This window comes from Pantoea sp. BRR-3P (genome assembly GCF_039621635.1).
GTDB classification, from domain to species: domain Bacteria; phylum Pseudomonadota; class Gammaproteobacteria; order Enterobacterales; family Enterobacteriaceae; genus Pantoea; species Pantoea floridensis.
Window position 1 is genome coordinate 613,827 of record NZ_CP155067.1, and the last position, 24,270, is coordinate 638,096.

A 24,270-nucleotide genomic window follows, 5' to 3' on the forward strand; every position below is an offset into this window, starting at 1 on the left:
GGCAAAAAGTATGACGTTGTCCACTTATCCTGAGAAATCCATAAGCTATTTGTATGAAGTTGGATTGCATGGCGGTATTCGCCGCGCGGCAGATGCGCTGGGAATCAATCCCTCAGTGATTAGCCGGCAGCTTTCATCTTTGGAACGCAGCCTGCAACTGCCGCTGCTGGAGCGGCGCGGACGCAATGTGGTGTTGACCGAAGCGGGCAAAATGCTGGCGGAGGATTTCGCCCAAACCAGCCAGCGCCGTAAGATGCTGGAGCGGCAGCTGCAGGATTTGCGTCATATGCGCGGCGGCTCAATTAATCTGCGCGTCGGACAAGGCATGGTGGACGATGTCGTCAGGCATGTGGTGCAGGCATTTTCTCTCGCCTACCCTGGCGTGTTTGTGAACATCATGTCAGGCGATATGCAAACCACGGTGATGCTGATAGCAAAAGGAGAAGTGGATATGGCGGTGAGCTTCGGCCCAGCGGGACCGCCGGGCGTGAAATGCCTGAGTTTTCAGCGCGGCCCTATCTGCGCCATCGTGCCGCCGGATCATCCGCTGGCAGGGCTTCCCGCCGTCAGCGCCAGCCAATTAACCCAGCATCGTTTAATTGCCATGGATGAAAAGTTTGGTTTGCAGCGTTACATCAACGCCATCTTCAAAAGTGAAGGGATTATTTTTACGCCTTCCTACTGTTGCAATCTGTTTTCCAGCGCCATTGCGCTTACGCAGGCCGGTTTAGGCATCTCATTTATGACTGCTCAATCGGTGAAAGCACCGCTGCAACGCGGCGAACTGGTGGCTGTTCCCATTGATCATCGCATCGCCAAAGAAAGTCAGTGTCATCTGCTGCGCAGCGCCGATCACCGTTTGACGCCTGCCGCGCATTACCTTTGGCAGCTGCTGTGCCAGTTCTTTACGGCTTCATTAGAGGATGAAGTTTGAGGTTAATTCCTCACTAACCAACTGCGATGGGGAACACGATAACTCCAGGTTACGCTCATAATTTTGATGACACCCAATAAATTTCCGTCATTTCACGTCCCGGTAGAGGTGATAACGCCGAAGTTATCTACGATCTACTGGATATGATGTCGTTACCTCTAATCAATCACTTTATTCACTGACGTTAGCCAGTAATTGTTCAATTATTGGATTTAGCTGCGTGTGCATCGCATAGCAAATTCCGGTTCGGCGCATGAGTGGATAACCGGGAAGTGAACGAAAAGCCACATTACACTGCTCTTCAACTAATGAAACCGGAGCGATAGTTAAGCCAACACCCGCGGCAACCAGGTTCAGTGCTAACGTGAAACTTCCCGCGTTAGCACGAGGAAAATTGCCAGAAGTGCCATATAGCGGCAGGAAACGCTGATGGGATTCGTGCTCCGGAGACATCACCCAAGGTTGATCGTTGAGCTGCTTAGCGGTTAATTCGGTGATTTGACTCATCGGGTGATTGAGTGGAAAAGCCAGCACATAGCGCTCATCAAACAGCGGAATAAAGAGTTCGTCTTCGCAAAGCTGACCTTCGCAACCCAGGCGAATATCGCCGCTACATCCAGGCGTCAGCGTTAATAACACATCTGGCAAATTATGATTGATTCGTTCCAGCAGGGTGATCAGTTGGGATGAGGCAATATCCTGTTCAATACCTAAACTGAGCGGAAACTTATCATGCTTTTTGCGGAATCGAGCGGTTAACGCACTCATTTCGCCCATCATTCGTCGGGCGTGAGGATAAAGGACTCGTGCGTCTTCGGTCACCTCCACTCCACGTGGTTTACGCACGAATAACTGCGTACCTAACTCTTCTTCAAGAGCTTTGATGGTAGCGGAGAGTGCGGGTTGGGTCAGACTTAGCTCTGCTGCCGCCCGGGTAATATTGCGTTCTTCAAACACACAAAGGAAAGCTGTCAGCTGTCGCTTATCCATAATTAAATTTTATGCCTGTAAAAGAAATAAACGATTTTTCATCAAAATTACGCCAATTTAAAGTGATACCCACCATTAAGCTATCATTTTTATTTATGAGGAATGTTGATGAGCAATTCAGCCAAAGCTTTAGTTGTTATTACTGGAGCGAGTTCTGGTATCGGGTTGGCCACCGCTAAGTTGTTGTCTGCTCGCGGCCATGCGCTGCTGCTGCTGGCACGCCGTGTTGACCGTATGAGCGCCTTAAACTTGCCCAATACGCTGTGCCGTGCGGTAGACATCACTGATATTGATGCATTTACTGCAGCAGTAAATGAAGCTGAGCAGCAGTTTGGGCCGGTAGATGCGCTGGTTAACAACGCGGGTGTGATGCTGCTGGGCACTGTTGAACATCAGGCCCCGCATGAGTGGGAGCAAATGCTTAATGTGAATGTGAAAGGCCTATTGAATGGCGTCCATGCTGTTACTAAGGGCATGATTGAACGTAAAGCAGGCACCATTATCAATATCAGTTCCGTTGCGGGGCGTAAGACTTTCCCAAATCATGTTGTTTATGTTGGAACCAAATTTGCCGTTCATGGTATGTCAGAAAATTTACGTGAGGAGCTCTCCCCACATAACGTCCGCGTTATTGTGATTGCACCCGGAGCGGTTGAAACCGAGCTGCTAAGCCATACAACGAATGATGATATCAAAACCGGATATAACCAGTGGAAGCAAGAGATGGGCGGTAAAGTATTGAGTGCGGAAGATGTGGCTCATGCGATTGAGTATGCCTATTCGCAACCTGAATACGTATGCGTTCGGGAAATTGTGTTAGCCGCGACGCGGCAGAATGCTTAAAACGGTTTTTTGAGGGGCTTGAGAGCCCCTTGTTCTAATAGGGTGTTGTGACAATCCAGAAAGACGCATCAAATAATTATTGTATTTCTGAGCTTAACATTACCGGGGTGTCATAGTGGGTATTATCCAGTACGATGTCGGAGATCGCTTTGGGAGAATCCTCTTCCAGGTAACGATGGTGAACAGGAATATATCGACTTCTGTATAAATCGAGAATGCTGTGACCAAATTTCGGCACATCCCGGACGGTTCCCCGTCGTAGCATTTCCTTGTCCGATATATCCAAAAAAATCTTATAGTTTAAAAAAGGCAGTATGGGCGCTCGGAACAGCAAAACCCCCTCCAGAATAACGATGGTTTTTACATCAATATCCAGGTGAAGTTTTTTCGTGTGCTGACCGCTGCCGAGATCTATACAGTCAATTTCTTTGTTGAGTACACCTTTTTCTTCCAGTGGGATGAGGACTTCATTAATGAGTTTCCCGCTATCGAAGGCCTTATTATAAAAAGCATTTATTTCGTCGTCACGTCCATCTGTCCACTGTATGGCAGGGAAAGGGTGATGAAAATCATCATAATGAATAATCTGAACTTTCTTTCCCTGACTCTGTAAGTACCGGGCGAGCCCTGCCGAAAAAAGGGTTTTACCAGAAGTGTACGTTCCGCTAATACCGATACTAAATAATACTTAATCCTAATCCATAAAAATAAAAGGCTATATCTGGCCCTGCTGCATTTTGATAAAAATATGTGGATGATTGAGGTATTTCATCTTATTGATTAATATTGTCACAGCCTCTGCTGATATTTCGCTTGGTTAAAATAAAACTGAATTGACAACAAATAACTATATTTTGGGTCTATCAATTCAAGGTATCACTCGTGCGGGCGTGCTGCGGTAATACGCAAATCAAGCGATAAAGAGGTGCGGCAGACGGACGGGTTGACAATTGAGAGGCCTCAAAGATACAGTTGATTCCGCAGCCATCTTTATGGTCTTGCCGCAGGCGTTATCGTTATCCAACGCGCCCAATACCGAGAGGGCCTCAGCAGAGGGAACTCGGAACAGGCGCCACGGTATTGCCTTCATTCTTCTCTTTTTGGTGGATCCCTGAACCGAACCTGCACAGTATGGCTACATTAGCCATGTGGGCTTTCGAAGATCCCCTGCACCAGAATTCATGAAAATTATCGTGGCCTTCCCCTTAGCACCCTGATGGAAAGGTAACCACCATGAAGATGACTGAAAACACTATTCTGATTACTGGCGGCACAAGTGGTATAGGCCGTGCGCTCGCTGAGGCATTTCATGACCGCGGAAATCGCGTTATTGTCACTGGGCGCCGTCAAAACTTGCTCGACGAAATTATTGCAAAACGTCCAGCTATCGTCGGCTTACCGCTGGATCTCGGCGACCCTATTTCACTGGCCCGCCTCGCTGAAGACATCCACGCCAGATTTCCGGATCTTAATGTACTCATTGCAAATGCCGGCATTTCTCGGTCAGAGGACGTCACGGCGGATAGCTGGGACGTATCGGACGCTGAGGAGATCATCGAAACTAACATCCTGGGCGTAGTCCGCGTGACGTCGGCCTTGCTGCCAGTGCTGAAAAAGAATCCAAATGCGACAATCATGGCAACCAGTTCTGCTCTGGCATTCCTCCCTCTTACCAGTTATCCAACCTATTGTGCGAGTAAAGCTTTTCTACATTCCTGGCTTACGTCTCTACGTCATCAACTCCGCAAGATTCCTGTGGAAGTGCTGGAGCTTTCACCACCCTATGTACAAACGGAACTGACGGGCGTACAGCAGGCCGCCGATCCTCGCGCTATGCCGACTGGCGACTACATCGCACAGGTGATGCAACTTCTCGAACGCGACGAGATCCCCCGAGGAGAGCTTCTGCTGGAGCGCGATCATGCGCGGCGGTGGGCTGAGCGAGATGGCACCTACGATGCTATCTTTGGAGCCATGAACCCGTAATATTAAGCTCCAGTGCAGCGCCCATAACATCACACTCGACGTTTAAGGTGTGCTTCCGCCAATAATTATTAACATTACTATTTTGGGGCTTTTATCTGGCCCCTTTCTCAAAGAGCTTCAGTAAAAAAACAACAATTACCCTGCAATCAGCTGAAATTTACAGGCATATAGCCATCTGGGCATTTAAGCGGTTAAAATAATTATACCTTAATGTTGCTAAATTAATTTCTCTATGTCTTAATAGCGCCATCGGTTTGGAATACAGACCTTATGAAAGCAGTTTTAGTAAAGCAGTCCTCAGTTCAGGTGTTATCTCAAGATACCCTTCTTCGTGAGCCTCCTCCTAAGTGCCCAATAAGTCACTCTCTAACTACAGGCCATCATCGCCGCTCTTAGTGGCTCATCAATTAAGGAAGTATCTATGTCTAATAAAATGACTGGTTTAGTAAAATGGTTTAACTCCGATAAAGGTTTTGGCTTTATCACGCCGAACGACGGCAGCAAGGATGTATTTGTCCATTTCTCTGCAATTCAGAGCGACAATTACAAAACCCTCGATGAAGGTCAGCAAGTCTCTTTCACCATTGAAAATGGTGCTAAAGGTCCAGCTGCTGGAAACGTTACGCCGCTGTAATCGGCGTTATTATCAGTGACGCTTACAATAGCGATGAAGACAATAGTCTGAGCAGTTAAGCTCTCGTGATAATAAAATAAACCCGCCCAGCGCGGGTTTTTTATTACCTTTATTTTGCTCATGGCAGCGCCAATTTATCTTTCTGCTCATCAAATACGGCAATTAAATGATCAGCGATTGCTCTGACTCTGCGTGAGCCAGCTAAGTCAGAATGCATCACCAGCCATAATGCCTGATCCGCGCCGATATCAGCGGTCACGCAGTGCAGACCGTTTTCCCTCGCCATAAAGTGCGGTAACACGCCTAATCCCAGCCCCGCAGCCACTGCTGAAACCTGTGCAACCAGCGTGTTTGCCTCTAATCTGCATGGCCTGCCTCGAAGTTTTCGTGTGACCCAACGCGCAGCAGGCAGGTGCTGATGTGCGTCAGTCCAGGTCACATATTGCGCCTCGTCCAGCGGTAAACTCCCGAGATCTTCAAGATACTTTTTGGCACCGTACACGCCAAAACCTACGGTTCCCAACCGTTTTAACGTCAGATTCCCGGCATCAGGCTTGACCATGCGAATGGCTAAATCTGCGTCCCTGCGGTGCAGGTTGACGGACTGCACGCCGCTGTGTAACTCCAGCCGCAGGTCGGGATAGCGATTTAGAAGCCTTGTCAGTGACGGCAAAATAACATGCGTGGCCAGATTGTCCGATGTTGCCAGCCGAACCAGCCCCGCCACATTACCCTGCAGTTTCGCCGTCTCGCCGAATGTAAGGCCTGCATATTCCAGCGCCTCCGCCCGCTCAAGCAGTGCCTCACCATCGTCCGTTAGCCGGTATCCACTTTGGTGCCTGCTGAAAAGCGGTATTGCCAGCGATTGCTCAAGCCGATCCAGCCTTCTGGAAATCGTAGCAATGCCCATATCTAACGCTTCAGCCGCGCCACTCAACGTTCCCGCTCGAGCAATGGCCAGGAAAATCCGCGTGTCGTCCCAGTTGAAATCTGTCTTCATGCTTTTTCCATTTATGGAAAACGGATCTCCGTTTTCGGCTCTATTTTATCACTTTAAGAGGGATGATACTGCAACCTTCACAAGGAGATAAACATGCAAACACATAATTCGAGGCTATCACTCAACGTATCCGCCAGAAGGGATGAAAGGCGTAGGTGCCTGAATCTAGCCGGTCCTAAACGCTCCCTCGCAGACTTCTCACGATTTTATTGAAGGATATTGATTACATGAGCGATACCGTTTTACACGTACGGCCGTCACCTGCACGCGCCTGGATAGCTGTGATCGCGCTGGGGATCAGTGCTTTTTCCATTGTAACCAGCGAGCTGGCACCTGTTGGTATGCTCAGCATGTTAGCGAAGGATCTGCAGCAGACTGAATCTGGCACAGGTCTTGTCGTAACAGCCTATGGCTGGGTTGGCGCGCTGGCCGCGCTACTGTCCGGGGCCATACCAGCACGGATTTCCCGCAAGGCGCTGCTTGTGGTTCTGATGCTGATCCTTGCGCTTTCATGCATGGCGGCGACCCAATCCCACTCATTAAACGCGTTTATGAGTGCGCGTATGGCAGGCGCACTGGCACACGGGGCTTTCTGGGCACTCATCGGCACCGTGGCAGTACAGTTGGTTCCCATCGAAAAGTTGGGGCTTGCCACCTCAATTATCTTTGGCGGCGTTTCGGCTGCCAGCGTTCTGGGTGTCCCGCTGTCCAGTTTTATTGCGGATATCGCCGGATGGCGTAATGCATTTATGACCATTTCTCTGCTGGCACTTGCCACGGCCTGTGTTTTGTTCTGGACGCTTCCGACGCTGGCGGCATCACAACCCCTAAAGCTGCAGGTTTATTGCGGGATCATCAAAAACCCGCTGCTCCTCAGCCTTTACGTTGCAACTGCCTGCATTATTTCGGCGCACTTTGCGGCGTTCACCTACCTTGAACCCCTGCTGACCCAGGCTCAGGCGGTACCGGCGGCCTCCATTTCTGCCCTGCTGCTGACGTTAGGGCTTGCCGGTCTGGTGGGAAACGTCATTGCCGGTAAGCTGATTGATCGTCATATCAAAGGGCTAATTTTCATTGCACTTCTCATGAGTGCTGGCGCACTCGGCCTGCTTGGTCTGGGAAGCGCGGCTCCTCTTCCTTTCTGGTGCACCGCGCTGCTGCTCGGAGTGTGGGGCGCAGGGATCTCCATTGTGTTTGTGGGGTTGCAGACGTGGTTGCTTCGTAGCGCTGGAGAGGCGGCACAACCGGCGTCAGCTATATACGTGGCCATTTTCAACGCCGCGATCGGAACCGGTGCACTCGCCGGAGGCCGGGTGATAGCTGCAGCCGGTCTTCAGGGCATGGTATTACTGGCCGCCGTTGTCATCATCGGCAGCATGGTTCTGGTCTTAAGGCTGAAAAAACCTGAGGCATAGAAAGACGCGTTATCAATGATGATGGGCAAACCGCTTTGTCGGGTGTGCGAGTCAAATATATCGCTGATATTGAATAACGTCGCCCACTTTATCCAGCGCCACTTTCAGCTTATCCAGGCTCACTGACCCCAGAGCGAGACGTATTGCGTGCGGAACGTTTGGGGCAGTACTGAACGGCTCGGCTGTTGAAACAGAAATATGCTGGTTCAACAGCTGGCGCACCACCTGTTCCGCGCGGATCTCTTCTGCCAGCGGTAGCCAGATAAAATAAGAATTCTCATGGCTAACGTAATCGAGCGAGCCCAACCTTTCCCGCGCCAGAGCTTGCCGCTGGCGAGCATCTTTCCGTTTTAATGATTCCAGCCGCCTGATAGTCCCATCCTGCAGCCAACCGGCCACCAGCGTCGTCATCAGCGATGGCGTGTTCCACACCGTGGCGCGAATAGCTCGCTCGATCGCTGGGCGAAATGCTGGCGGACATACCACCGCACCCACCCGCAGCCCGGCAGCAATATTTTTAGCAAAGCCCGTCACATAAAGGGTTCTTTCGGGAGCGAGCAAGGCAAACGGCGGCGGAGAACGCTCCGCCAGATAAGCGTAGGCAGCGTCCTCAATGATCACTAAATCATGTTCGCGAGCGATGCCGGTGATCTCGCGCCGCTGCGCATGGTCGAGCACCCAGCCAAGCGGATTATGCAGAGTCGGCATCGTGTAAATGGCCTTGATACGGCGCCGCTTGCAAAGCTGTCTCAGTGCATTGAGATCGGGTCCGGTTGAGGTGACGGGCACGGGAGCCAGCTCCAGCTGATACAGCGTGGCCAGAGCTTTGAACCCCGGATAGGTCAGCGCATCAACGGCCACGACATCCCCCGGACGGAGCATCCCCATCGCGGCAACAGTCAAGCCATGCTGTGCGCCGTTCACGATGAGAATGTTTTCAGCAGCAGGCTTGAGGCCAAAACCGGTAAGCCAGCTTGCAATTGCCTCGCGATCGTTCTGTCTGCCTGCATGGGGCTGATAGCGCAGCAGCGATTCCAAATCACCTGAGGTTGTGAGATTGCGTAGCGCATCGCGCAGCAGTTCGGCCTGGTGAGGTAATGAGGGATAGTTGAAATTGAGATCCACCACGTCGGTGGCGACGACTTGTTGATCCATGCCCAGGCCCGCTGGCAGGGAAATCTCCCGTACAAAGGTACCTCGTCCGGCTTCGCCGCTAACCAGCCCCATTTTCTCAAGCTCGGCATAAACGCGTGTGGCGGTGGCCAGTGAAATGCGGCGGGTCGCAGCTAAGACGCGGTGCGTAGGCAAGCGTGTACCGGCAGTCAGCTCACCCATGCGAATGGCCGCCGCGTATTCATCAACAATTTCCTTATAGCGCGCTTTCATCCAATGTATCCATGACAATATTTTGATTGTTATGGATTGTGGCGTTTACCATTCGTAGCGTCAACGCGTGTAGAGAAGCGTCGTCTTCATCCATCCATTGAAAAGAGGTTTAGCGTGGCTAATACGGTAGTGCATAAACATGATAAAGCTGCGATGTCTGGCTGGCTGAACGGGCTACTGGGCGTCATTATTTTCAGCGGCTCACTTCCGGCAACGCGCATTGCCGTTCAGGATATCGACCCGTTTTTTTGACCTTCAGCCGCGCGTCAATCGCGGGAGCGCTGGCGCTGATGCTTATCTGCGGCTTCAGAGAAAAGCGCCCTTCTCTTCGCCACATCGTCTCGTTAATCGTGGTATCACTCGGCGTGGTGGTTGGTTTTCCGCTCTTGACCGCAATGGCTTTGCAGCATGTTACCTCGGCCCACTCGATTGTGTTTTTAGGCCTGCTGCCGCTTGCCACCGCCCTGTTTGGTGTGATTCGTGGAGGCGAGCGGCCACGGCTCGCTTTCTGGATTTTTTCCATCATAGGTAGTCTGCTGGTGGTTGGTTTCGCGCTTTCTCAGAACGTCGCCGTCTCTTTAACCGGCGATGTGCTGATGCTTGCAGCCGTGGTGGTCTGTGGTTTGGGCTACGCAGAAGGAGCCAAACTTTCACGCCAGCTAGGCGGCTGGCAGGTCATCAGTTGGTCACTGATCGTGTCGCTCCCTTTCATGCTGGCGGCGTCGTTTATCACTTTGCCTGAATCCGTTAGCCAAATTAGTATTTCTGCCTGGCTAGCGCTTGGCTATGTTTCCCTCTTCAGCATGCTGATTGGGTTTATCTTCTGGTACAAAGGCCTCGCTAGCGGTGGCATCGCTGCAGTCGGCCAGCTTCAGCTATTACAACCCTTTTTTGGCCTTGGCTTGTCTGCTTCGTTACTGAATGAAGCCGTCAGCCCTTTGATGATTGCTATCACGCTGGGAGTCATTCTTTGCGTGGTAGGATCGCGCAAGTTCGCACGTTAGGTGTTAAGCCGTTCGTGCATCAGGGCTGCATTGCCCTGAAAATGCAGCCCTGATGCGCGCCCGCCCTCTTCACCAGCGTGGGACAGCAAACCACGCGACCAGCCACTCAGTTAATGCACCAATCTTCGCTGACTGTAACTGGCTGGAAGGCTTCATCAACCAGACGCCATCTTCCTCAATCGCCTGCCAGTCCGACATTACCGGCACTAACGATCCCTCGGCCAACTCTTTTTGCACCAGCCAGTTGGCCGCCAGCAATACGCCCATACCCGCCTGAGCGGCCAGGATCAGCGCATCCATCTCATCACTCTCATAACGTGTTTGCACCGGGACTGCGATCTGTTGGCCCTCTTTTTCCAGTCGCCATTCTGGCCAACTGTGCATCGGCGTGAATCCCAGACAATCGTGCTGACGAAGATCCTGCGGGTGCGTTAACGCGGGATGCTGCTGCAGATACGCTGGCGCAACGCACAGTATGCGTCGGGTGTCCGCCAACTTGCGTGCAACCAGTCTGCTATCCGTAAGGACACCAATACGGATCGCCATATCAAAATTGTCCCCCAGTAGATCGACATAGCGGTCGCTGCAATTAAGCACAATGCGGATATCAGGATAAGCCTGTAAAAAGCCCGGTAGCGCATGCACGACCCAGCTTCGCCCAAAGGATGCGGGTACCGTTAGACGAATAGTACCCGCCGGGCGGGCTGCCAACGCACGCGCTTCTTCTTCCGCTTCACGCAGCATTTCATCGGCTAACTCTATTTTATGCCGATAGCGCTGGCCTTCTTCTGTGGGTCGGATGCGACGCGTGGTACGTTCGATGAGACGAATACCGAGACGTTTCTCTAACGCAGCGATACGGCGGGAAATAACCGAAACATCACGTCCCAACGCGCGTGCCCCTGCACTAAAACTCCCGGCACGTACCACCGCTAAAAAAGCTTCGCGCTGACGGAAATCGTCATCCTGCATTATTGCTCCCTGTGCAACAGTTATTTGGTTTTGGCATCAATTATAGCGTCTTTTTATACCACACACTGGTTGCACTCATTTAACAGGAGAACGCTATGCAAGCCATTCAGCTAACGGCCCCCACCATTAACAATCTTAAATTCTGTGAACTGCCACGCCCACAACCGGCCTATGGTGAGGTGGTGATTCGTCAACATGCGGTGAGTCTTAACTACCTTGATTTAGCCTTGGCTACCGGTCAGTTTGGTACCCTCGCGCAGCCCATTATTCCGGGTGCAGACAGCGCGGGAGAGATTGTTGAGTTAGGCGCAGGGGTGAGTGACTGGCACATCGGCGAACGAGTGGTGCCCGGCATGATGTACAGCTGGCATGCTGGCGCGATTCACCCTCAGCATCTTCACGCCTTGCGCGGTGTTACGATCAATGGTGGGCTGGCGGACTTCGCTGTGGTGCCCGCAGATTCGCTGGTGCGTATACCTGATTCACTCAGCTGGCAGCAGGCCGCAACGTTACCTATCGCCGCCACTACGGCATGGAACGCCATCGTACGTGGCAAAGTTCAGCCTGGCAGCACTGTTTTGCTGCTCGGCACGGGTGGCGTGAGTCTGTTTGCGCTGCAATACGCCAAAGCCGCGGGCGCACGGGTGATTATTCTTTCCTCCTCCAACGAAAAACTGGCCAGGGTGAAAGCGCTGGGCGCCGATGAAGGCATTAACTATCACGAAAAGCCCGAATGGGAACTTGAGGTACGCAAGCTGACGAACGGTCAAGGCGCAGACCTGGTACTGGAATCGGTTGGTGCTGCAACATTTGCAAAATCGATCGATGCCGCAGCCTTTAACGCAACGATTTTTGTGATTGGATTTGTGGGCGGAGCAGAGCTAAAGGTGCCGGTGCTGCCGATTATGCAGAAAATGTTGAATATCGTGGGCAATAATACCGGTTCGACGGCGGATCTACGCGCTGCAGTTAGGGCGATTGAAACCGGTGCGATTAAACCTGTAATCGATCGTGTTTTTGCTTTTGCTGAAGCGCAGGAAGCTTATCGTTATCTGCAATCTGCCGCACATGTCGGGAAGGTGGTGATTGATTTGCATGTATGATGCAAAGCGCAGTGGCCGGCCGGATTTCACATTGGGCGGCATAATAGTGGCCGCCCTAATACCAGGGCGGACGCTGCCTATTCAGGAGTGAGTAAGCCAGCGGTGAACGGAATATCAGTGTAAGTCAATCACGCTTATTTTCATTGGCATAAATATCTGGCCGGGTGATAGTCCATGCATAGTTTTCCCGATTAACAGGCTCGTAGCCAAACTTTTCATAGAGCCAGGGCGCTGTTGTTGTGAACAGCATGATCCGGCGTAGTTGCTCAAATACTGGATGATGATGTATGCATTCCATCACCCATCTTCCAAGCCCCTCACCCTGATATTCTTCAAGAACGTAGACATCGCAAAGGTAAGCGAATGTAGCATAATCGGTTATCAAACGAGCGAAACCTATCTGGGCTCCATCATGATAAACACCAAAGTTAAGGCTATTTTCAATTGATGCGCTGACAACAGCCAGATTAATGCCTTTAGCCCACGAGGATCTCGTCAGATAGCGATGGATAGCCTGCACGTCAAGTTTTTCCCTGTCTGTACTTACCAGGTAGTTATCCTTATGCCATTCATATTTCTCTGAAATACTCACGTTCGTTCCTGCTTATAAGGTTCATGGAAACCTAACCTTATCATTTGATGGAAAATGGGCCACCTCTATGCGATGGCAGCATTACGCCAAAAATGGCGTTCTTACGGTAATACAGAGCAATGCTGTAGCGTGCGCGTTGTACGCATGCGGGATTCAGGCCGCGCCGGCCAGCGAGGGTTGCCATAAACGCACGCCGTTGCGTCCGGCACGCTTCACCTCATACAACGCTTCATCGGCGTGACTGAGCCAGTGGCGCATCGTCTCAGCATTAGCCGCCGAGGCGATGCCAATACTCACCGAACAGCGAAACTCCGCCGACGCCGGTAAACGCACCTGGGCGATTTTTTCTTTAAGCCGTTCTGCCAGTAATACGATCGATTCGTCAGTGGCGTGATGCACAATCACGCCCAATTCATCGCCGCCAAAGCGTGCCGGAATATCCAGCAAACCCACCTGATTGCGCAGCAGTGCGGAGATCTCCGCCAGCAGGAAATCTCCGGCTTCGTGGCCCCACGTATCGTTGACCGATTTAAAGTAATCGAGATCCATCAGCAGCAAATAGGCGGCGCTGTCGCCACGGCGCGTGCTGAGAAATTCGCTTTCGAGGCGACGCTCGAACAGACGCCGATTTGGGATCTCCAGGCCGGGATCCATCAGCGCAATACGCTCCAGCTCGCGATTACGCTGGCGCAGCTGCCAGGTGAGATTGTACGACGCCACGCTGAGCACCAGCATATAGCTCGTTGCCAGGGGTAGCGTCAGCCAGACGGTTTGCATGCTGAACGTCAGATTTACCCCCGCGCCATCTACCAGCCACACCATGACAAACGCACAGAGAAAGGCCTGCATCGCCGCAATCAGCTGGGCTGGTCCCCCTGCGGCATAACGATCCGATGCCAACACCGCCATGATGATAAATGAAGGCAGCGGGCTCAGCGCCATGAGCGCAACCCAGATACCGCCGAATGCGGCATCGAGCGTTAAATTATGGCGCTCTGTGGTGGTGGAATCTTCAGCCGCCAACGCCCGACGATAAGCCAGCCATGGCCAGAGGAAAGCATTCACAAATAACAGCGCGCTAAACGCCAGATCGCGTTGCATCTCCATCAGGACCGAGAGAATTGGGAAAAAACATAAAATCGTGCCGAGCTGGCGCATGATGAACATGCGGCGGACGAAGCGTTGAGAGCGCCGCTTAAGGTGGTTATCGTCTGGTGAGTAGTAGCTCATGCACGTGAAGTATCAGGTCGACAAGATCAGCAGTTTAACGGGAAAAGTTATCAGCGGATCGCTTTATTTTAAGAATATTCACCTTGCACTTCACCGCACAAGTAAAACGGTGGAAATCGAACTGCATCGATCTCCACCTTAAGGGTTTTACTGCCCTACCCCTTGCAGCCGGAACTGTGCGACCAACCGTTCCAGCATCATCGCCTGCTCTTCCAGCGAGTTGGCCGAATGAGAAGAGGCGCTGACCAGCGTAGCATTCTGCTGCGTGGTGGTATCCAGCTCGCCAACCGCGCGCGCGATCTGCTCAATGCCGCGACTCTGCTCATCCGATGCGGCTGAGATCTCTTCCATGATCTCATTCACGCGCGCAATGCTGCCGAGGATCTTATCCATGGTTTCACCCGCGCGTGCTACCTGCTGGTGGCCATTGCTAATACGTCCCACCGACTCACTGATCAGTTGCTCAATATCCTTTGCCGCGCCGGCGCTACGCTGCGCCAGATTACGCACTTCACTGGCAACCACTGCAAAACCGCGTCCCTGCTCACCAGCGCGGGCGGCTTCTACCGCGGCATTCAGTGCCAGAATATTGGTCTGGAAGGCGATGCTATTAATGACTGAAGTAATATCAGCAATCTTTTTCGAGCTATCAGAAATTTCACCCATGGTGTTCACCACATCGCGTACCGCAATGCCGCCTTTACTGGCGTTTTGCGAGGCTTCCGCGGCAATCTGGCTGGCCTGACGCGCATTGGCGGCGTTGTTCTTCACCGTGGCGGTCAGTTGCTCCATGCTGGCAGCGGTTTGCACCACTGCCGCAGCTTGTTGTTCGGTGCGCGAGGATAAATCGAGGTTGCCTTGATTGATGGCACTGGCTGCCTGCGACACGCTGCTGACGCTGCTCAACACATCGCCAATCATGCTGCGCAATCGCTCGTTCATGCGTCCCATCGCCGACGTCAATTTACCCAGCTCATCTTTCCTATCGGTTGCGAAATGCGAACTAAGATCGCCGCTGGCGATACGCTCCGCCAGCTGCAGGTTGTGGAACACCGGCTGGGTGATTTGGCGGATGATGTACCACGCCACCAGCACGCCAAACAGGATCGCTAAACCGCCCATCAGCAACGACATCGTCGCAGAATCGTTGGCGAGCTCATCGTTGCGCGCTTTAACGATGCTGATGATCTGTTTGATTGCCGCGCTACTTTTATCACCCGCCACTTTGACTGTATCTTCCGCAGCGCGCAGCTGACCATACGCATCCGCCGCTTGCAGGCTGAGGTTTTTGAATTTTTCGGTGTCCTGCCACAGGGCGTTAAATTCGCCCTGCTGTTCCGGCGGTAACTGGGACAGTAATGCTTGCATGCCCCGATCGGCCTGCTGAACATGGTTCTCCAGCGTTTCACGTAGCGTCGCGCTCACGTTAAAACGTAATGCCCAGGCTTCTTCACGTACGTTGCTGATGGCAAACAGTTGCTCGTAGATCTGCTGCGTCAGTTCGGGATTGATGACGGGGGTACGGATGAGCTGGGTGTAACGAGAGGTCATGTCCTGCTGGCTCAGCGCATCAAGCTGGGAACGCAGACTATTGAGCTGCTGCGTGGCTTGCGTCATTGCGCCGATGCTGTTTTGAAAGCTGGCGAGATGCGTGGCGAGTTCATCAACCCGTTCCCGCGCCCCTTCCGTCCATGAAAGCTGTTTGGCTTCGCGGGTGAGCTGCTGCGCGTGGCTAACGTAGTTCGTCATCACCTGACCGGATTTGTCATCGCCATAAAGATATTTGAGGCGGTTAATTTTGGCCTGGAACACGTCGATGTTGATGTCATAAATCAGGTTCGTTTTCTGATAGATGTCATGAATGGCGTTAAAGCGCTGCACGCTCAAGCCGGTCGCCAGCGCCACTAACAGCAGCACGATGCCAAATCCTGCCGACAATTTGCGGGTAATGCGCACGTTACGTAATCGGGATACCAGCCCCATGTTCCCTACTCCTGCGTATATTGTTTTTATAAAGTTCTTAAGCAGTTATCGGAGCACGCGAGGAAATGTTTATTGCGGATTGAGCAAAAAGTGATTGCAGAATGTGACGCGTTACGGCAAGTACGCCAGCATGTTTGTATCAGCGGAGGTCCTCAGCAACCTTTTCGATTACGCCACGAAGCCACTGATGGGCTGCAATCTCTTGCGTGCGGCGATGCCATAACAAATGAAATTGCATGGTCGGCATCGCCAGCGGTGGAGTGAACATGCGGATCTGTTGCGGGTTTCCGGCTAGCGTCATCACGCGACTCAGCACCGTGGCGACATAAGCAGATCCTGGCAGCAGTGCGGGAACGGCAAACATATTCGGTAATGTCAGGCCAATGTCGCGCGCCAATCCTTGCTCGCGCAGCTGTGCATCCACCAAACCGTAATGGTTGCCCTCGGGCGAGACCAGAATGTGCTTCATGCTGAGAAACTGCACTAAATCCATCCCCCTCGCGAGCGGCCGGGTGATCGAGCCCCACCAAGGTGAGTTCATGGGTATTGCGGCTACTGGCCGTCGTATTAGCGTGCGACTGCATGAATTTCACCTGCTAGACGGTGAACGTGTGACCACTACGTGGCATATGGAAGACTGGATGACGATGTTCCAGCAGCTGGGCCACTTTCCGCCTGCTTAGCTGAATAAAAAGTTGTGAAGGCAAGGCTTCGCGCCGAGGCAACGATAACTACTGTATGTTGTAACTAGAAACGCTAATGAATCGCTTTGGCGAAAATTATTGTTAATATTCTGTTGATATTCAATAGCATCAGTCGGTTGCAGCGCGTAGTCGCGGGCGATTTCAGCCTGAAATCGCCCACAGTATCCCGCCTAACGGCGAACGTTTTTACCAATGCGTGGCGTGCATGTCGATGACGAAACGGTATTTCACATCACCTTTCAACATTCTTGCAAATGCCGTTTCAATCTCTTCACCCGCAATCAATTCGATATCTGCGGTGATGTTATGTTCACCGCAGAAATCCAACATCTCCTGCGTTTCCTGAATACTGCCAATCGACGATCCGCTGATGCTCAGGCGGCGATTCACTAGCGGCGTTACGTTTGGTGACTGATGCGGCTGTTCTGGAATTCCCACCAGCACCAAACGGCCGTTGGTTTTTAGCGTGGCCAGATAGGGATCAAGATCGTGCGGCGCTGACACGCAGTCTACGATAAAGTCCAGCGAGGTCTGAGCAGACGCCATTTGCTGCGCATCACGTGAAACGACCACACGCTTCGCACCCAACCGCAACGCATCTTCCCCTTTAGCCGGAGAGGTAGTGAACAGCGTGACTTCCGCGCCCATCGCACTCGCCAGTTTAACCGCCATATGTCCCAGGCCGCCCAAACCCACTACACCCACTTTATCACCGGCTTTCACGCCAAAATGACGCAGCGGTGACCACACGGTTACTCCCGCGCACAGCAGCGGAGCCACACCCGCTAACGGTAATGCCTGCGGAACAGAGACGACAAAATGCTGATCGACCACAACATTTTGCGCATAGCCGCCCCAGGTACTGTCGCCGGTGTATTTATCGATGCCGTTATAAGTGGCAACAAAACCGGATTCGCAATACTGCTCCTCTTTTTGCTGGCAGAAATGGCATTGGCGACAGGAATCCACCATCACGCCCACGCCCACCACATCACCCGGTTTGAAATTCATGACGTCTGCGCCCGTTTCCACTACGCGACCCACGATTTCATGGCCGGGCACCAACGGATAGCGGCTCACCGCCCACTCATTGCGTGCCATATGTAAATCTGAGTGGCATACGCCGCAATAAAGGATCTCAATTTTAACGTCCTGCTGCTGCAAGGGGCGCAGCGTAATCGCGCTGGAAAAAAGCGGTTTTGCCGCGTCGTGCGCAACTAATGCATTGATTTTCATCGTGCCTCCGAATTGGGCTGGCTTTGGCTAACTGAAGGCGGCAGACTATAGTGAACATGGTGCAGAATTGATAGTAGTTACCGTTTGGTGACCTTAAGAGAGGCGCAAGCAATGCCCGCGATTGTTGACGGAAAACTGTTCTTTTACGCGGATTCCCCGCCGCGACGTTTAATGGATTTGTTTTCAGTGAAATGGAGCAGCATGGTGCTGCATGCGTTGTACCACTGGCCGAATCATCGCGCACGAACTGGCGAGTTGCAGCGCAGCCTGCAGGGCATTTCGAAAAAGATGCTTTTTCAAACGCTGAAAGAACTTGAGCAGCGCGGACTGATCGCCCGCCACGTTTATGATGTCATTCCGCCGAAAGTCGATTACCGGCTCACGCCGCTGGGCAAGACCTTTGCCGCGCCGATTGAGCAGATGTATCAGTGGGGACTGGAAAATCAGGCAGCGCTGGATGAAATGGAAGCGAGTTATCGCACGGCTACGGACGCGCCATCAGACGTGCCACACAATCGCGATCGTGCTGCTGACGCGGATTGAACACCACCAGACTTAAACCAGGTTTACCTTCTACCGCGAAAGTACTGTATTCCAGCTCCAGCACGCCTTCATCGGGCAACCACAGCTGTTTTAGGCCTTCGCCATGCTGGCTGACCTCTTGCGACAGCCACAGCTGGCGGAAGGTTTCACTCATCTCGCTGAGTTCCTCCACCAGCGCACGCACGTGCTCAGTCGCCCCTGTTCGTGCTACGTCCGCACGGAAGTTTGCCACCATGCCGCGCGTCACCCGATGCCAATCCGGCAGGCGCTTTTTCATCTCTTCATTGCGGAACATCATCAGCAAAATATTGCGCTGTTCCGGCGGCAGTTCGGCGTAATCAACAAACACTTTGGTCGCGGCACGATTCCACGCAACGACTTGCCACTCGGCGGTTTTAATCAGCGCGGGCGTATTCTCCATGCTATCAAGCACACGCTGCAACGACGGTGAAACGTCCACGCCCGCTTGCCATGTCACTCCCGGCAAGCGATTTTGCGCCAGCAAAAACAGATGGTCGCGCTCGGCGGCGCTCAACTCTAACGCTTTCGCTAAGCGTTCAAGCACCTCTTCCGATGGCGCACCGCCTCTGCCCTGCTCCAGCCATGTGTACCAGGTCGTGCTGACGCAGGCGCGCACGGCCACCTCTTCGCGACGCAAGCCCGGCGTGCGACGCCGTAGCAGCGGGTAACCCAGTTTGGCGGCATCCAGTCGCTGGCGGCGCTCGCGCAAATAGTTACCGAGCACGTTGTCATCTTGCATGGTCATGGCGTTATCCTGTTAGTCCTTATACCTGTATAAGCTCACGGCTGTTCGTCGTGGCGTAAGGTTTTATCATAGTGCTTCAACTTTGATGAAGTGGAGCACGATTATGCGAATTTTTGTGACCGGGGCGAGCGGATTTATTGGCTCGGCCATTGTGAAAAAACTGCAGACACGCGGTTATGAAGTGCTAGGTTTAGCACGCAGCGATGCTTCAGCTGAAAAACTACAGCAGCAGGGTGTTCAGGTGGTCCGCGGCGAACTGGAAGATGTGGCCAGTTTACGTAACGCCGTTGAGCAAAGCGATGGCGTGATTCATGCCGGTTATATTCACGACTTCAGCCGCATGGATCATGCCGCCGAGGTCGATCAGCGCGCCATTCTGGCAATGGGTGAGGTACTGGCCGGTTCTAATCGCCCGCTGATAGTCACCACGGGCACAGCGTTAGTCTCGCCAGGACAACTCGCTACGGAACACATTCGCCCTGTGGCCGGCGCACATCCTCGTTCAAATTCCAATGTGGCCGCCCTGGCCATGGCCGATCGCGGGGTGCGCGTGGCGCTGGTACGTTTGCCACCGACGGTACATGGCGCTGGCGATCACGGTTTTATTCCGATGATCATCAATATGGCGAAAGAAAAAGGCGCGGCGGTGTATGTTGGCGAGGGCGAAAATCGCTGGCCGGCGGTGCATCGTAACGATGCCGCTGAGCTATTTTGCCTTGCGGCCGAAAAGGCCGAAGCAGGTGCAATTCTGCATGCCGTACAGGAAGAAGGCATTCCATTCCGTCAGATTGCCGAAACTATCGGAGCAGGATTAGCGCTGCCGGTTAAAAGCCTGACGCTGGAGGAGGCAAAAGCCTGGCTCGGTTGGATGGCCTTTTTCGCTTCAACGGATAATCCTTCGTCAAGTGCATGGACGCGCCAAACGTTCGGCTGGCAACCCACCGAACCGGGATTATTACAGGATATGCGTGGGGCGGGTTATTTCAGCTAAAGGCAGATTGGTTGCCAAAAATGGCGTAATGTTCGTCAGTTAGGCGCCGTATCAAATCACCGCACCTTCCGTAGCGGCGCGATTTATCGCGCAATAAATTGCGCCGCTACAAGGTGTGCGCTCGGTAATAAGGGTTTTTTCATCTCTTAATTGATAACCATTACATCATGAATGGCGACCCAACGTTTATAGCGGGATTTTCGTAGGGTGCGCATTCATGCGCACCTGGCACTCTCATTTAACCAAATGGCTCTTCTCGCGCCAGCAGACGAGCAATAACGTTGAGTGCGCCTTCATCATTGTTACTTTCAGTTTTATAATGCGACACCGCACTCACCGGTGCTGCCGCATTCGCCATAGCGAAGCTATAGCAGGCCTGGCGCAGCATTTCGATGTCATTCGCGCTATCACCAATCGCGACCACTTCACAATCATCAATGCCCCATTTTTGCTGCAGCAGTGCGATGCCGTGCGCTTTATGGCAGCCGGGGATGATCAAATCGACAAAGCCAAAGCCGCTGGAGACCGGATGCATGATGTTTTCAATCGCGTTTAGTTCTGCGTGCAAGCGCTCCATCAACGCATCCACGCCTTCATGCGCCAGATTCAGCGAGAATTTGAAGATGGTGTCATCGATATCGTACAGATTGTCGCGCTTTTCCAGGCGATGGTAGTGATTCGCCAGCATAGCGATCACCTCGTCGGACATTGACGTATGCACATATGCGCCATTGCGGCCGCATACTACGGTGCTGATATCCGGCTCTTTTGCCAGAATATCGAGGATTTGATGCACGCGCTCCGGCGCCAATTCGCCGCAGAAGATCTCTTCATTACTATCAGAAACCCAGGCGCCATTTTCCGCTACAAAAGCAATTTCATCTTTAATCTCAGGGAAATAGCGCAGTAACTGATAATACTGATTGCCACTGGCGACCACGAAACGGATCCCCTTCTCTTTCAGCAATGCGTACTGGCGAGCAAAACGCTGCGCATTGTACTGCTTGTTGTCATCGAGAAAAGTCCCATCCATATCCACCGCAATCATTTTTACTGCCATTTTGCTCTCCCGTATTTGTTCGCTTGCTGCATCCAGCTAAAAGGTTTTCTTAAGCTTACTCGCGGTGTGGATTATTGAGAATGTGAATAATGAGTTTGTTAACCGCTTTCAGAGATTTCCAGTCCATCTTTTACTGTAAATCAGCGCCTTTTTCCCTGATCCAGGCACAAAACATCTGCGCCATTTCCTGCGCATACGCCTGGATCTCTGCAGGCGTACGCGGTGATTCGGAGAAGTGTTTGCCCACATTGCCCAGCGTGCTATTGATTAAATCCGCGGCGCGCGCACGATCGTCCTCATTGGATTGGGGCAGCAGTTCCAACAAAAAATCACTGATGACATTATCACCCGCCGCCCGCGCTTCCTGTACTTCAGGTGCATCACGATATAACGGTGCGGCGTCATTAAGCGCCGTGCGCATTGCTGCTTCTTCGCACTCCGATTGCAAAAATGCCAGCGTGAGATCGTGCAAACGCTGGCGCGGCGACACGGTGTTATTGCTCAAGATTGCAGCTAATAAATTGCCGGTGCGTTGCCACTCTTCGCTTTGCAATCTGAAAAGAATAGCCGCCTTATTGGGAAAATACTGGTAAAGCGATCCAATACTGACGCCGGCTCGCTCCGCCACGCGCGCGGTGGTGAAACGCGTGGCCCCTTCCTGCTCTAAAACCTGAGTAGCCGCTTGCAAAATGGCCGAAACCAGCTCGCTCGAACGCAACTGCTGCGGCCTTTTTCGCTCTGAAATCTTAGTGTTACGACGCTCAGCCATAGGCTCTCCTGAACACGAATAGTGAAATGCGATTAATTCATCGTATTCTGTTCGCACAGCATAATCCATTTTTTCATGTCCGGAGAAAACCATGAATACCTTAACATCAGCGCCGTTAGCACCGCTGTTGAACTACCTGTTTGAGCTGGCCGATAATATGGCGCATCCCACCAATGAAGCGTTCCGTAAGATGTCCGATGCGGAACAACATCGCCTGCTGCAAAGTAAAACTGATTACCTGGAGCTGTATGGTCATCTGAAAGATGTACCGCTGGCGATATCCCGTGAAACCGGCAAACTGCTGTATATGCTGGCGCGCAGCAGCAATGTGCAATCGGTGATTGAGTTTGGCACCTCATTCGGGATTTCCACCCTGCATCTGGCCGCAGCAGTGCGCGATAATGGCGGTGGCAACATCATCACCTGTGAATTTGAGCCAGGTAAAGTAGCGCTGGCGCGTAACCATTTTGCCGATGCGAGCGTCAGCGATCTGATTGAGATACGCGTGGGGGATGCCTTACACACGTTGAGCCGCGATTTACCTGCATCCATTGATATGTTGATACTGGATGGCGCAAAAGCGATCTATCCAGAGATTTTGACGCTGGTAGAGCCTTATTTACGTGCGGGCGCACTGATCGTTGCGGATGATGCCGATTTCAGCCCAGCCTATCTTGAACGCGTGCGCAGCAGTCGCGAATTCATGTCGCTGCCGTTCAACGATGGCGTGGAAGTCTCCATGTGGTTGGGGAAAATGTAGGGAGGCCTGCCCGCCTCCCGTAAATACGGTGGATCAGTTAAACCACGGCTGGAAAGGATCGGGGAGCGCGATCCAGTTATCTGCGCCAGACGCCATTTCCTCATCAGTGAGTAGCGCCTCCTCAAGCTTTTCACGCAGCGCGGCTTCGTCCATGTCAATGCCAATGAAGACCAGCTCCTGACGAGCGTCCCCCGTTCCGTCCACCCAGTTATCGAGGATGTACTGCAGGTTTTCTTCATCCTCAGGCCAGCGCTCTTTCGGCACGCTAGCCCACCACATTCCTGCTAATCCCTGACGTGATACGCCGCCCGCCTGCGACCAGGAACCCGCATGACGCGGGCGACTGGCTAGCCAGAAGTAGCCTTTGGAACGCACTACGCCGTGCATCTCGTGTTCAATCACCTGAGCGAAACGCACGGGATGGAACGGGCGACGCGCACGGAACACAAAATTGCGAATGCCATACTCTTCGGTTTCTGGCGTATGTTCGCCGCGTAGCTCCTGCAGCCAGCCCGGCGCCTGCGCCGCAGCGTCAAAATCGAACAAGCCAGTATTGAGAACCTGCTCCAATGCGACCTTGCCGAATTCAGAGGTAATGATGTTGGCACGTGGATTAAGCGACGTCAGAATCGCCATCAGCCGCGCCTTTTCCACTTCATCAATCAGATCGGTTTTATTGAGAATGAGCACATCGCAGAACTCGATTTGATCAACCAGCAAATCCACCACCGTGCGCTCATCTTCTGCGCCAAGGGATTCACCGCGCGACTGAATGCTTTCATTCGATTCATAGTCACGCAGGAAGTTGAAGCCATCGACCACCGTCACCATGGTGTCTAGCGCCGCCACAGCAGACAAACTTTGGCCCTCCTCATCGGCGAAGGTAAAGGTTTCCGCCACCGGCAGCGGCTCAGAAATGCCGGTCGATTCGATCACCAGGTTATCGAAGCGCCCATCCTTCGCCAGTCGATTAACCTCCAGCAGCAGATCTTCGCGCAGCGTGCAGCAGATGCAGCCATTGCTCATCTCCACCAGCTTTTCGTCGGTGCGCGACAGCTCTGCCCCGCCCTCGCGCACCAGCGCGGCATCAATATTCACTTCTGACATGTCATTGACGATCACCGCCACGCGACGGCCTTCGCGGTTATTCAAAATATGATTAAGCAGCGTAGTTTTACCGGCACCGAGAAAGCCGGAAAGCACAGTGACCGGCAGCTTTTTAGACCCATGGGTAGATGGGGTTATTGCGGACATAACAACTCCTTCATATGACAGCGAGCACAAGGCATAGTGACGCATGCGGTAGATTTGTTATGTTATAACATAACAAGTTGAGAAGTCATCGAAGAATGTTGATTGGGGTAAAATA

Annotated in this window: 23 protein-coding genes and 1 pseudogene; 11 read left to right on the forward strand and 13 right to left on the reverse strand. The window is 52.6% G+C overall.

Annotated elements, in window-relative coordinates:
• Positions 1-10: 10 nt before the first annotated feature.
• A complete protein-coding gene (locus tag AAGR08_RS22310; protein ID WP_345830247.1) occupies positions 11-934 on the forward strand; it encodes a LysR family transcriptional regulator in 924 nt (307 codons plus the stop codon).
• A gap of 171 nt (positions 935-1,105) precedes the next feature.
• Here the strand turns inward: AAGR08_RS22310 and AAGR08_RS22315 are convergent, their stop codons facing one another.
• On the reverse strand, positions 1,106-1,924 hold the full coding sequence (locus AAGR08_RS22315) for a LysR family transcriptional regulator (protein WP_097098260.1): 819 nt from the start codon (positions 1,922-1,924) through the stop codon (positions 1,106-1,108).
• 108 nt (positions 1,925-2,032) lie between these two features.
• Here AAGR08_RS22315 and AAGR08_RS22320 point away from each other — a divergent pair, with 108 nt between their 5' ends.
• The 3 genes from AAGR08_RS22320 to cspA all read left to right on the forward strand — a co-directional run bounded on the left by AAGR08_RS22320 (position 2,033) and on the right by cspA (position 5,387).
• Positions 2,033-2,767 carry an SDR family oxidoreductase gene (locus AAGR08_RS22320; RefSeq protein ID WP_345830250.1) on the forward strand — a complete coding sequence of 245 codons (735 nt, stop codon included), beginning with the start codon at positions 2,033-2,035 and terminating at the stop codon, positions 2,765-2,767.
• Between the two features lie 1,233 nt (positions 2,768-4,000).
• A complete protein-coding gene (locus tag AAGR08_RS22325) occupies positions 4,001-4,753 on the forward strand; it encodes an SDR family NAD(P)-dependent oxidoreductase (RefSeq protein ID WP_345830252.1) in 753 nt (250 codons plus the stop codon).
• A 421-nt stretch (positions 4,754-5,174) separates the two neighbouring features.
• Complete coding sequence (gene cspA, locus AAGR08_RS22330; protein ID WP_007885867.1) at positions 5,175-5,387, forward strand: RNA chaperone/antiterminator CspA; 213 nt, start codon at positions 5,175-5,177, stop codon at positions 5,385-5,387.
• 118 nt (positions 5,388-5,505) lie between these two features.
• Here cspA and AAGR08_RS22335 read toward each other — a convergent pair whose 3' ends face one another.
• Positions 5,506-6,387, reverse strand: a complete 882-nt coding sequence (locus AAGR08_RS22335) for a LysR family transcriptional regulator (protein WP_345830255.1) — start codon at positions 6,385-6,387, stop codon at positions 5,506-5,508.
• A 227-nt stretch (positions 6,388-6,614) separates the two neighbouring features.
• Between AAGR08_RS22335 and AAGR08_RS22340 the strand changes: the two genes are divergently transcribed.
• Positions 6,615-7,802, forward strand: coding sequence for an MFS transporter (locus AAGR08_RS22340; protein ID WP_345830257.1), 1,188 nt, complete (start codon positions 6,615-6,617; stop codon positions 7,800-7,802).
• A gap of 51 nt (positions 7,803-7,853) precedes the next feature.
• Here the strand turns inward: AAGR08_RS22340 and AAGR08_RS22345 are convergent, their stop codons facing one another.
• Positions 7,854-9,188, reverse strand: coding sequence for a PLP-dependent aminotransferase family protein (locus AAGR08_RS22345; RefSeq protein WP_345830259.1), 1,335 nt, complete (start codon positions 9,186-9,188; stop codon positions 7,854-7,856).
• A gap of 153 nt (positions 9,189-9,341) precedes the next feature.
• Here AAGR08_RS22345 and AAGR08_RS22350 point away from each other — a divergent pair.
• Positions 9,342-10,192: pseudogene (locus AAGR08_RS22350) on the forward strand (DMT family transporter).
• A 69-nt stretch (positions 10,193-10,261) separates the two neighbouring features.
• On the opposite strand, the gene AAGR08_RS22355 reads toward AAGR08_RS22350, so the two are convergent.
• Positions 10,262-11,164, reverse strand: coding sequence for a LysR family transcriptional regulator (locus AAGR08_RS22355; RefSeq protein WP_345830261.1), 903 nt, complete (start codon positions 11,162-11,164; stop codon positions 10,262-10,264).
• A gap of 95 nt (positions 11,165-11,259) precedes the next feature.
• Here AAGR08_RS22355 and AAGR08_RS22360 point away from each other — a divergent pair, with 95 nt between their 5' ends.
• The gene (locus tag AAGR08_RS22360; protein ID WP_345830263.1) at positions 11,260-12,267 is read left to right on the forward strand and encodes an NAD(P)-dependent alcohol dehydrogenase; all 1,008 of its coding nucleotides are present in this window, start codon (positions 11,260-11,262) and stop codon (positions 12,265-12,267) included.
• A gap of 124 nt (positions 12,268-12,391) precedes the next feature.
• Here AAGR08_RS22360 and AAGR08_RS22365 read toward each other — a convergent pair whose 3' ends face one another.
• The 4 genes from AAGR08_RS22365 to AAGR08_RS22380 all read right to left on the reverse strand — a co-directional run bounded on the left by AAGR08_RS22365 (position 12,392) and on the right by AAGR08_RS22380 (position 16,565).
• Entirely contained in the window at positions 12,392-12,859 is a 468-nt protein-coding gene (locus AAGR08_RS22365; RefSeq protein WP_345830265.1) for a GNAT family N-acetyltransferase, read from the reverse strand.
• Between the two features lie 153 nt (positions 12,860-13,012).
• Entirely contained in the window at positions 13,013-14,089 is a 1,077-nt protein-coding gene (locus AAGR08_RS22370) for a diguanylate cyclase (RefSeq protein WP_345830267.1), read from the reverse strand.
• Positions 14,090-14,236: 147 nt separating this feature from the next.
• Positions 14,237-16,072 (reverse strand): methyl-accepting chemotaxis protein, encoded by a 1,836-nt coding sequence (locus AAGR08_RS22375; RefSeq protein ID WP_345830269.1) that lies wholly within the window; start codon positions 16,070-16,072, stop codon positions 14,237-14,239.
• A gap of 139 nt (positions 16,073-16,211) precedes the next feature.
• The gene (locus tag AAGR08_RS22380; protein WP_345830270.1) at positions 16,212-16,565 is read right to left on the reverse strand and encodes a hypothetical protein; all 354 of its coding nucleotides are present in this window, start codon (positions 16,563-16,565) and stop codon (positions 16,212-16,214) included.
• Positions 16,566-16,611: 46 nt separating this feature from the next.
• Here AAGR08_RS22380 and AAGR08_RS22385 point away from each other — a divergent pair, with 46 nt between their 5' ends.
• The gene (locus AAGR08_RS22385; RefSeq protein WP_345830272.1) at positions 16,612-16,755 is read left to right on the forward strand and encodes a hypothetical protein; all 144 of its coding nucleotides are present in this window, start codon (positions 16,612-16,614) and stop codon (positions 16,753-16,755) included.
• 207 nt (positions 16,756-16,962) lie between these two features.
• Here the strand turns inward: AAGR08_RS22385 and AAGR08_RS22390 are convergent, their stop codons facing one another.
• Positions 16,963-18,012, reverse strand: coding sequence for an NAD(P)-dependent alcohol dehydrogenase (locus AAGR08_RS22390; RefSeq protein ID WP_345830274.1), 1,050 nt, complete (start codon positions 18,010-18,012; stop codon positions 16,963-16,965).
• 111 nt (positions 18,013-18,123) lie between these two features.
• Here AAGR08_RS22390 and AAGR08_RS22395 point away from each other — a divergent pair, with 111 nt between their 5' ends.
• The gene (locus AAGR08_RS22395) at positions 18,124-18,555 is read left to right on the forward strand and encodes a helix-turn-helix domain-containing protein (RefSeq protein WP_097098246.1); all 432 of its coding nucleotides are present in this window, start codon (positions 18,124-18,126) and stop codon (positions 18,553-18,555) included.
• On the opposite strand, the gene AAGR08_RS22400 is transcribed toward AAGR08_RS22395, so the two are convergent.
• Positions 18,497-19,321 (reverse strand): helix-turn-helix transcriptional regulator, encoded by an 825-nt coding sequence (locus AAGR08_RS22400; RefSeq protein WP_345830277.1) that lies wholly within the window; start codon positions 19,319-19,321, stop codon positions 18,497-18,499. The two genes, AAGR08_RS22395 and AAGR08_RS22400, sit on opposite strands and share 59 nt — an antisense overlap.
• Before the next feature lie 103 nt (positions 19,322-19,424).
• Here AAGR08_RS22400 and AAGR08_RS22405 point away from each other — a divergent pair, with 103 nt between their 5' ends.
• The gene (locus tag AAGR08_RS22405) at positions 19,425-20,312 is read left to right on the forward strand and encodes an SDR family oxidoreductase (protein WP_345830278.1); all 888 of its coding nucleotides are present in this window, start codon (positions 19,425-19,427) and stop codon (positions 20,310-20,312) included.
• Between the two features lie 238 nt (positions 20,313-20,550).
• Here AAGR08_RS22405 and AAGR08_RS22410 read toward each other — a convergent pair whose 3' ends face one another.
• Together AAGR08_RS22410 and AAGR08_RS22415 are read right to left on the reverse strand one after the other, a co-directional pair.
• The gene (locus tag AAGR08_RS22410) at positions 20,551-21,372 is read right to left on the reverse strand and encodes a Cof-type HAD-IIB family hydrolase (RefSeq protein ID WP_345830280.1); all 822 of its coding nucleotides are present in this window, start codon (positions 21,370-21,372) and stop codon (positions 20,551-20,553) included.
• A 130-nt stretch (positions 21,373-21,502) separates the two neighbouring features.
• The gene (locus AAGR08_RS22415; protein WP_097098243.1) at positions 21,503-22,141 is read right to left on the reverse strand and encodes a TetR family transcriptional regulator; all 639 of its coding nucleotides are present in this window, start codon (positions 22,139-22,141) and stop codon (positions 21,503-21,505) included.
• Positions 22,142-22,232: 91 nt separating this feature from the next.
• Between AAGR08_RS22415 and AAGR08_RS22420 the strand changes: the two genes are divergently transcribed.
• A complete protein-coding gene (locus AAGR08_RS22420; RefSeq protein WP_345830282.1) occupies positions 22,233-22,901 on the forward strand; it encodes an O-methyltransferase in 669 nt (222 codons plus the stop codon).
• Positions 22,902-22,934: 33 nt separating this feature from the next.
• On the opposite strand, the gene zigA is transcribed toward AAGR08_RS22420, so the two are convergent.
• On the reverse strand, positions 22,935-24,155 hold the full coding sequence (zigA, locus tag AAGR08_RS22425; protein WP_345830284.1) for a zinc metallochaperone GTPase ZigA: 1,221 nt from the start codon (positions 24,153-24,155) through the stop codon (positions 22,935-22,937).
• Positions 24,156-24,270 lie beyond the last annotated feature (115 nt).

Excerpts from the sequence above, each read along its gene's own strand:
- AAGR08_RS22385 (WP_345830272.1), top strand. The coding sequence starts at position 16,612 with ATGGGTATTGCGGCTACTGGCCGTCGTATTAGCGTGCGACTGCATGAA.
- AAGR08_RS22405 (WP_345830278.1), top strand. The coding sequence starts at position 19,425 with ATGCGAATTTTTGTGACCGGGGCGAGCGGATTTATTGGCTCGGCCATT.
- AAGR08_RS22345 (WP_345830259.1), bottom strand. The coding sequence starts at position 9,188 with ATGAAAGCGCGCTATAAGGAAATTGTTGATGAATACGCGGCGGCCATT.
- AAGR08_RS22335 (WP_345830255.1), bottom strand. The coding sequence starts at position 6,387 with ATGAAGACAGATTTCAACTGGGACGACACGCGGATTTTCCTGGCCATT.
- AAGR08_RS22360 (WP_345830263.1), top strand. The coding sequence starts at position 11,260 with ATGCAAGCCATTCAGCTAACGGCCCCCACCATTAACAATCTTAAATTC.
- AAGR08_RS22410 (WP_345830280.1), bottom strand. The coding sequence starts at position 21,372 with ATGGCAGTAAAAATGATTGCGGTGGATATGGATGGGACTTTTCTCGAT.
- AAGR08_RS22390 (WP_345830274.1), bottom strand. The coding sequence starts at position 18,012 with ATGAAAATCAATGCATTAGTTGCGCACGACGCGGCAAAACCGCTTTTT.
- AAGR08_RS22325 (WP_345830252.1), top strand. The coding sequence starts at position 4,001 with ATGAAGATGACTGAAAACACTATTCTGATTACTGGCGGCACAAGTGGT.
- AAGR08_RS22355 (WP_345830261.1), bottom strand. The coding sequence starts at position 11,164 with ATGCAGGATGACGATTTCCGTCAGCGCGAAGCTTTTTTAGCGGTGGTA.
- zigA (WP_345830284.1), bottom strand. The coding sequence starts at position 24,155 with ATGTCCGCAATAACCCCATCTACCCATGGGTCTAAAAAGCTGCCGGTC.
- AAGR08_RS22315 (WP_097098260.1), bottom strand. The coding sequence starts at position 1,924 with ATGGATAAGCGACAGCTGACAGCTTTCCTTTGTGTGTTTGAAGAACGC.
- AAGR08_RS22400 (WP_345830277.1), bottom strand. The coding sequence starts at position 19,321 with ATGACCATGCAAGATGACAACGTGCTCGGTAACTATTTGCGCGAGCGC.
- AAGR08_RS22420 (WP_345830282.1), top strand. The coding sequence starts at position 22,233 with ATGAATACCTTAACATCAGCGCCGTTAGCACCGCTGTTGAACTACCTG.
- AAGR08_RS22415 (WP_097098243.1), bottom strand. The coding sequence starts at position 22,141 with ATGGCTGAGCGTCGTAACACTAAGATTTCAGAGCGAAAAAGGCCGCAG.
- AAGR08_RS22395 (WP_097098246.1), top strand. The coding sequence starts at position 18,124 with ATGCCCGCGATTGTTGACGGAAAACTGTTCTTTTACGCGGATTCCCCG.
- AAGR08_RS22340 (WP_345830257.1), top strand. The coding sequence starts at position 6,615 with ATGAGCGATACCGTTTTACACGTACGGCCGTCACCTGCACGCGCCTGG.
- AAGR08_RS22320 (WP_345830250.1), top strand. The coding sequence starts at position 2,033 with ATGAGCAATTCAGCCAAAGCTTTAGTTGTTATTACTGGAGCGAGTTCT.
- AAGR08_RS22310 (WP_345830247.1), top strand. The coding sequence starts at position 11 with ATGACGTTGTCCACTTATCCTGAGAAATCCATAAGCTATTTGTATGAA.
- AAGR08_RS22380 (WP_345830270.1), bottom strand. The coding sequence starts at position 16,565 with ATGGATTTAGTGCAGTTTCTCAGCATGAAGCACATTCTGGTCTCGCCC.
- cspA (WP_007885867.1), top strand. The coding sequence starts at position 5,175 with ATGTCTAATAAAATGACTGGTTTAGTAAAATGGTTTAACTCCGATAAA.
- AAGR08_RS22370 (WP_345830267.1), bottom strand. The coding sequence starts at position 14,089 with ATGAGCTACTACTCACCAGACGATAACCACCTTAAGCGGCGCTCTCAA.
- AAGR08_RS22375 (WP_345830269.1), bottom strand. The coding sequence starts at position 16,072 with ATGGGGCTGGTATCCCGATTACGTAACGTGCGCATTACCCGCAAATTG.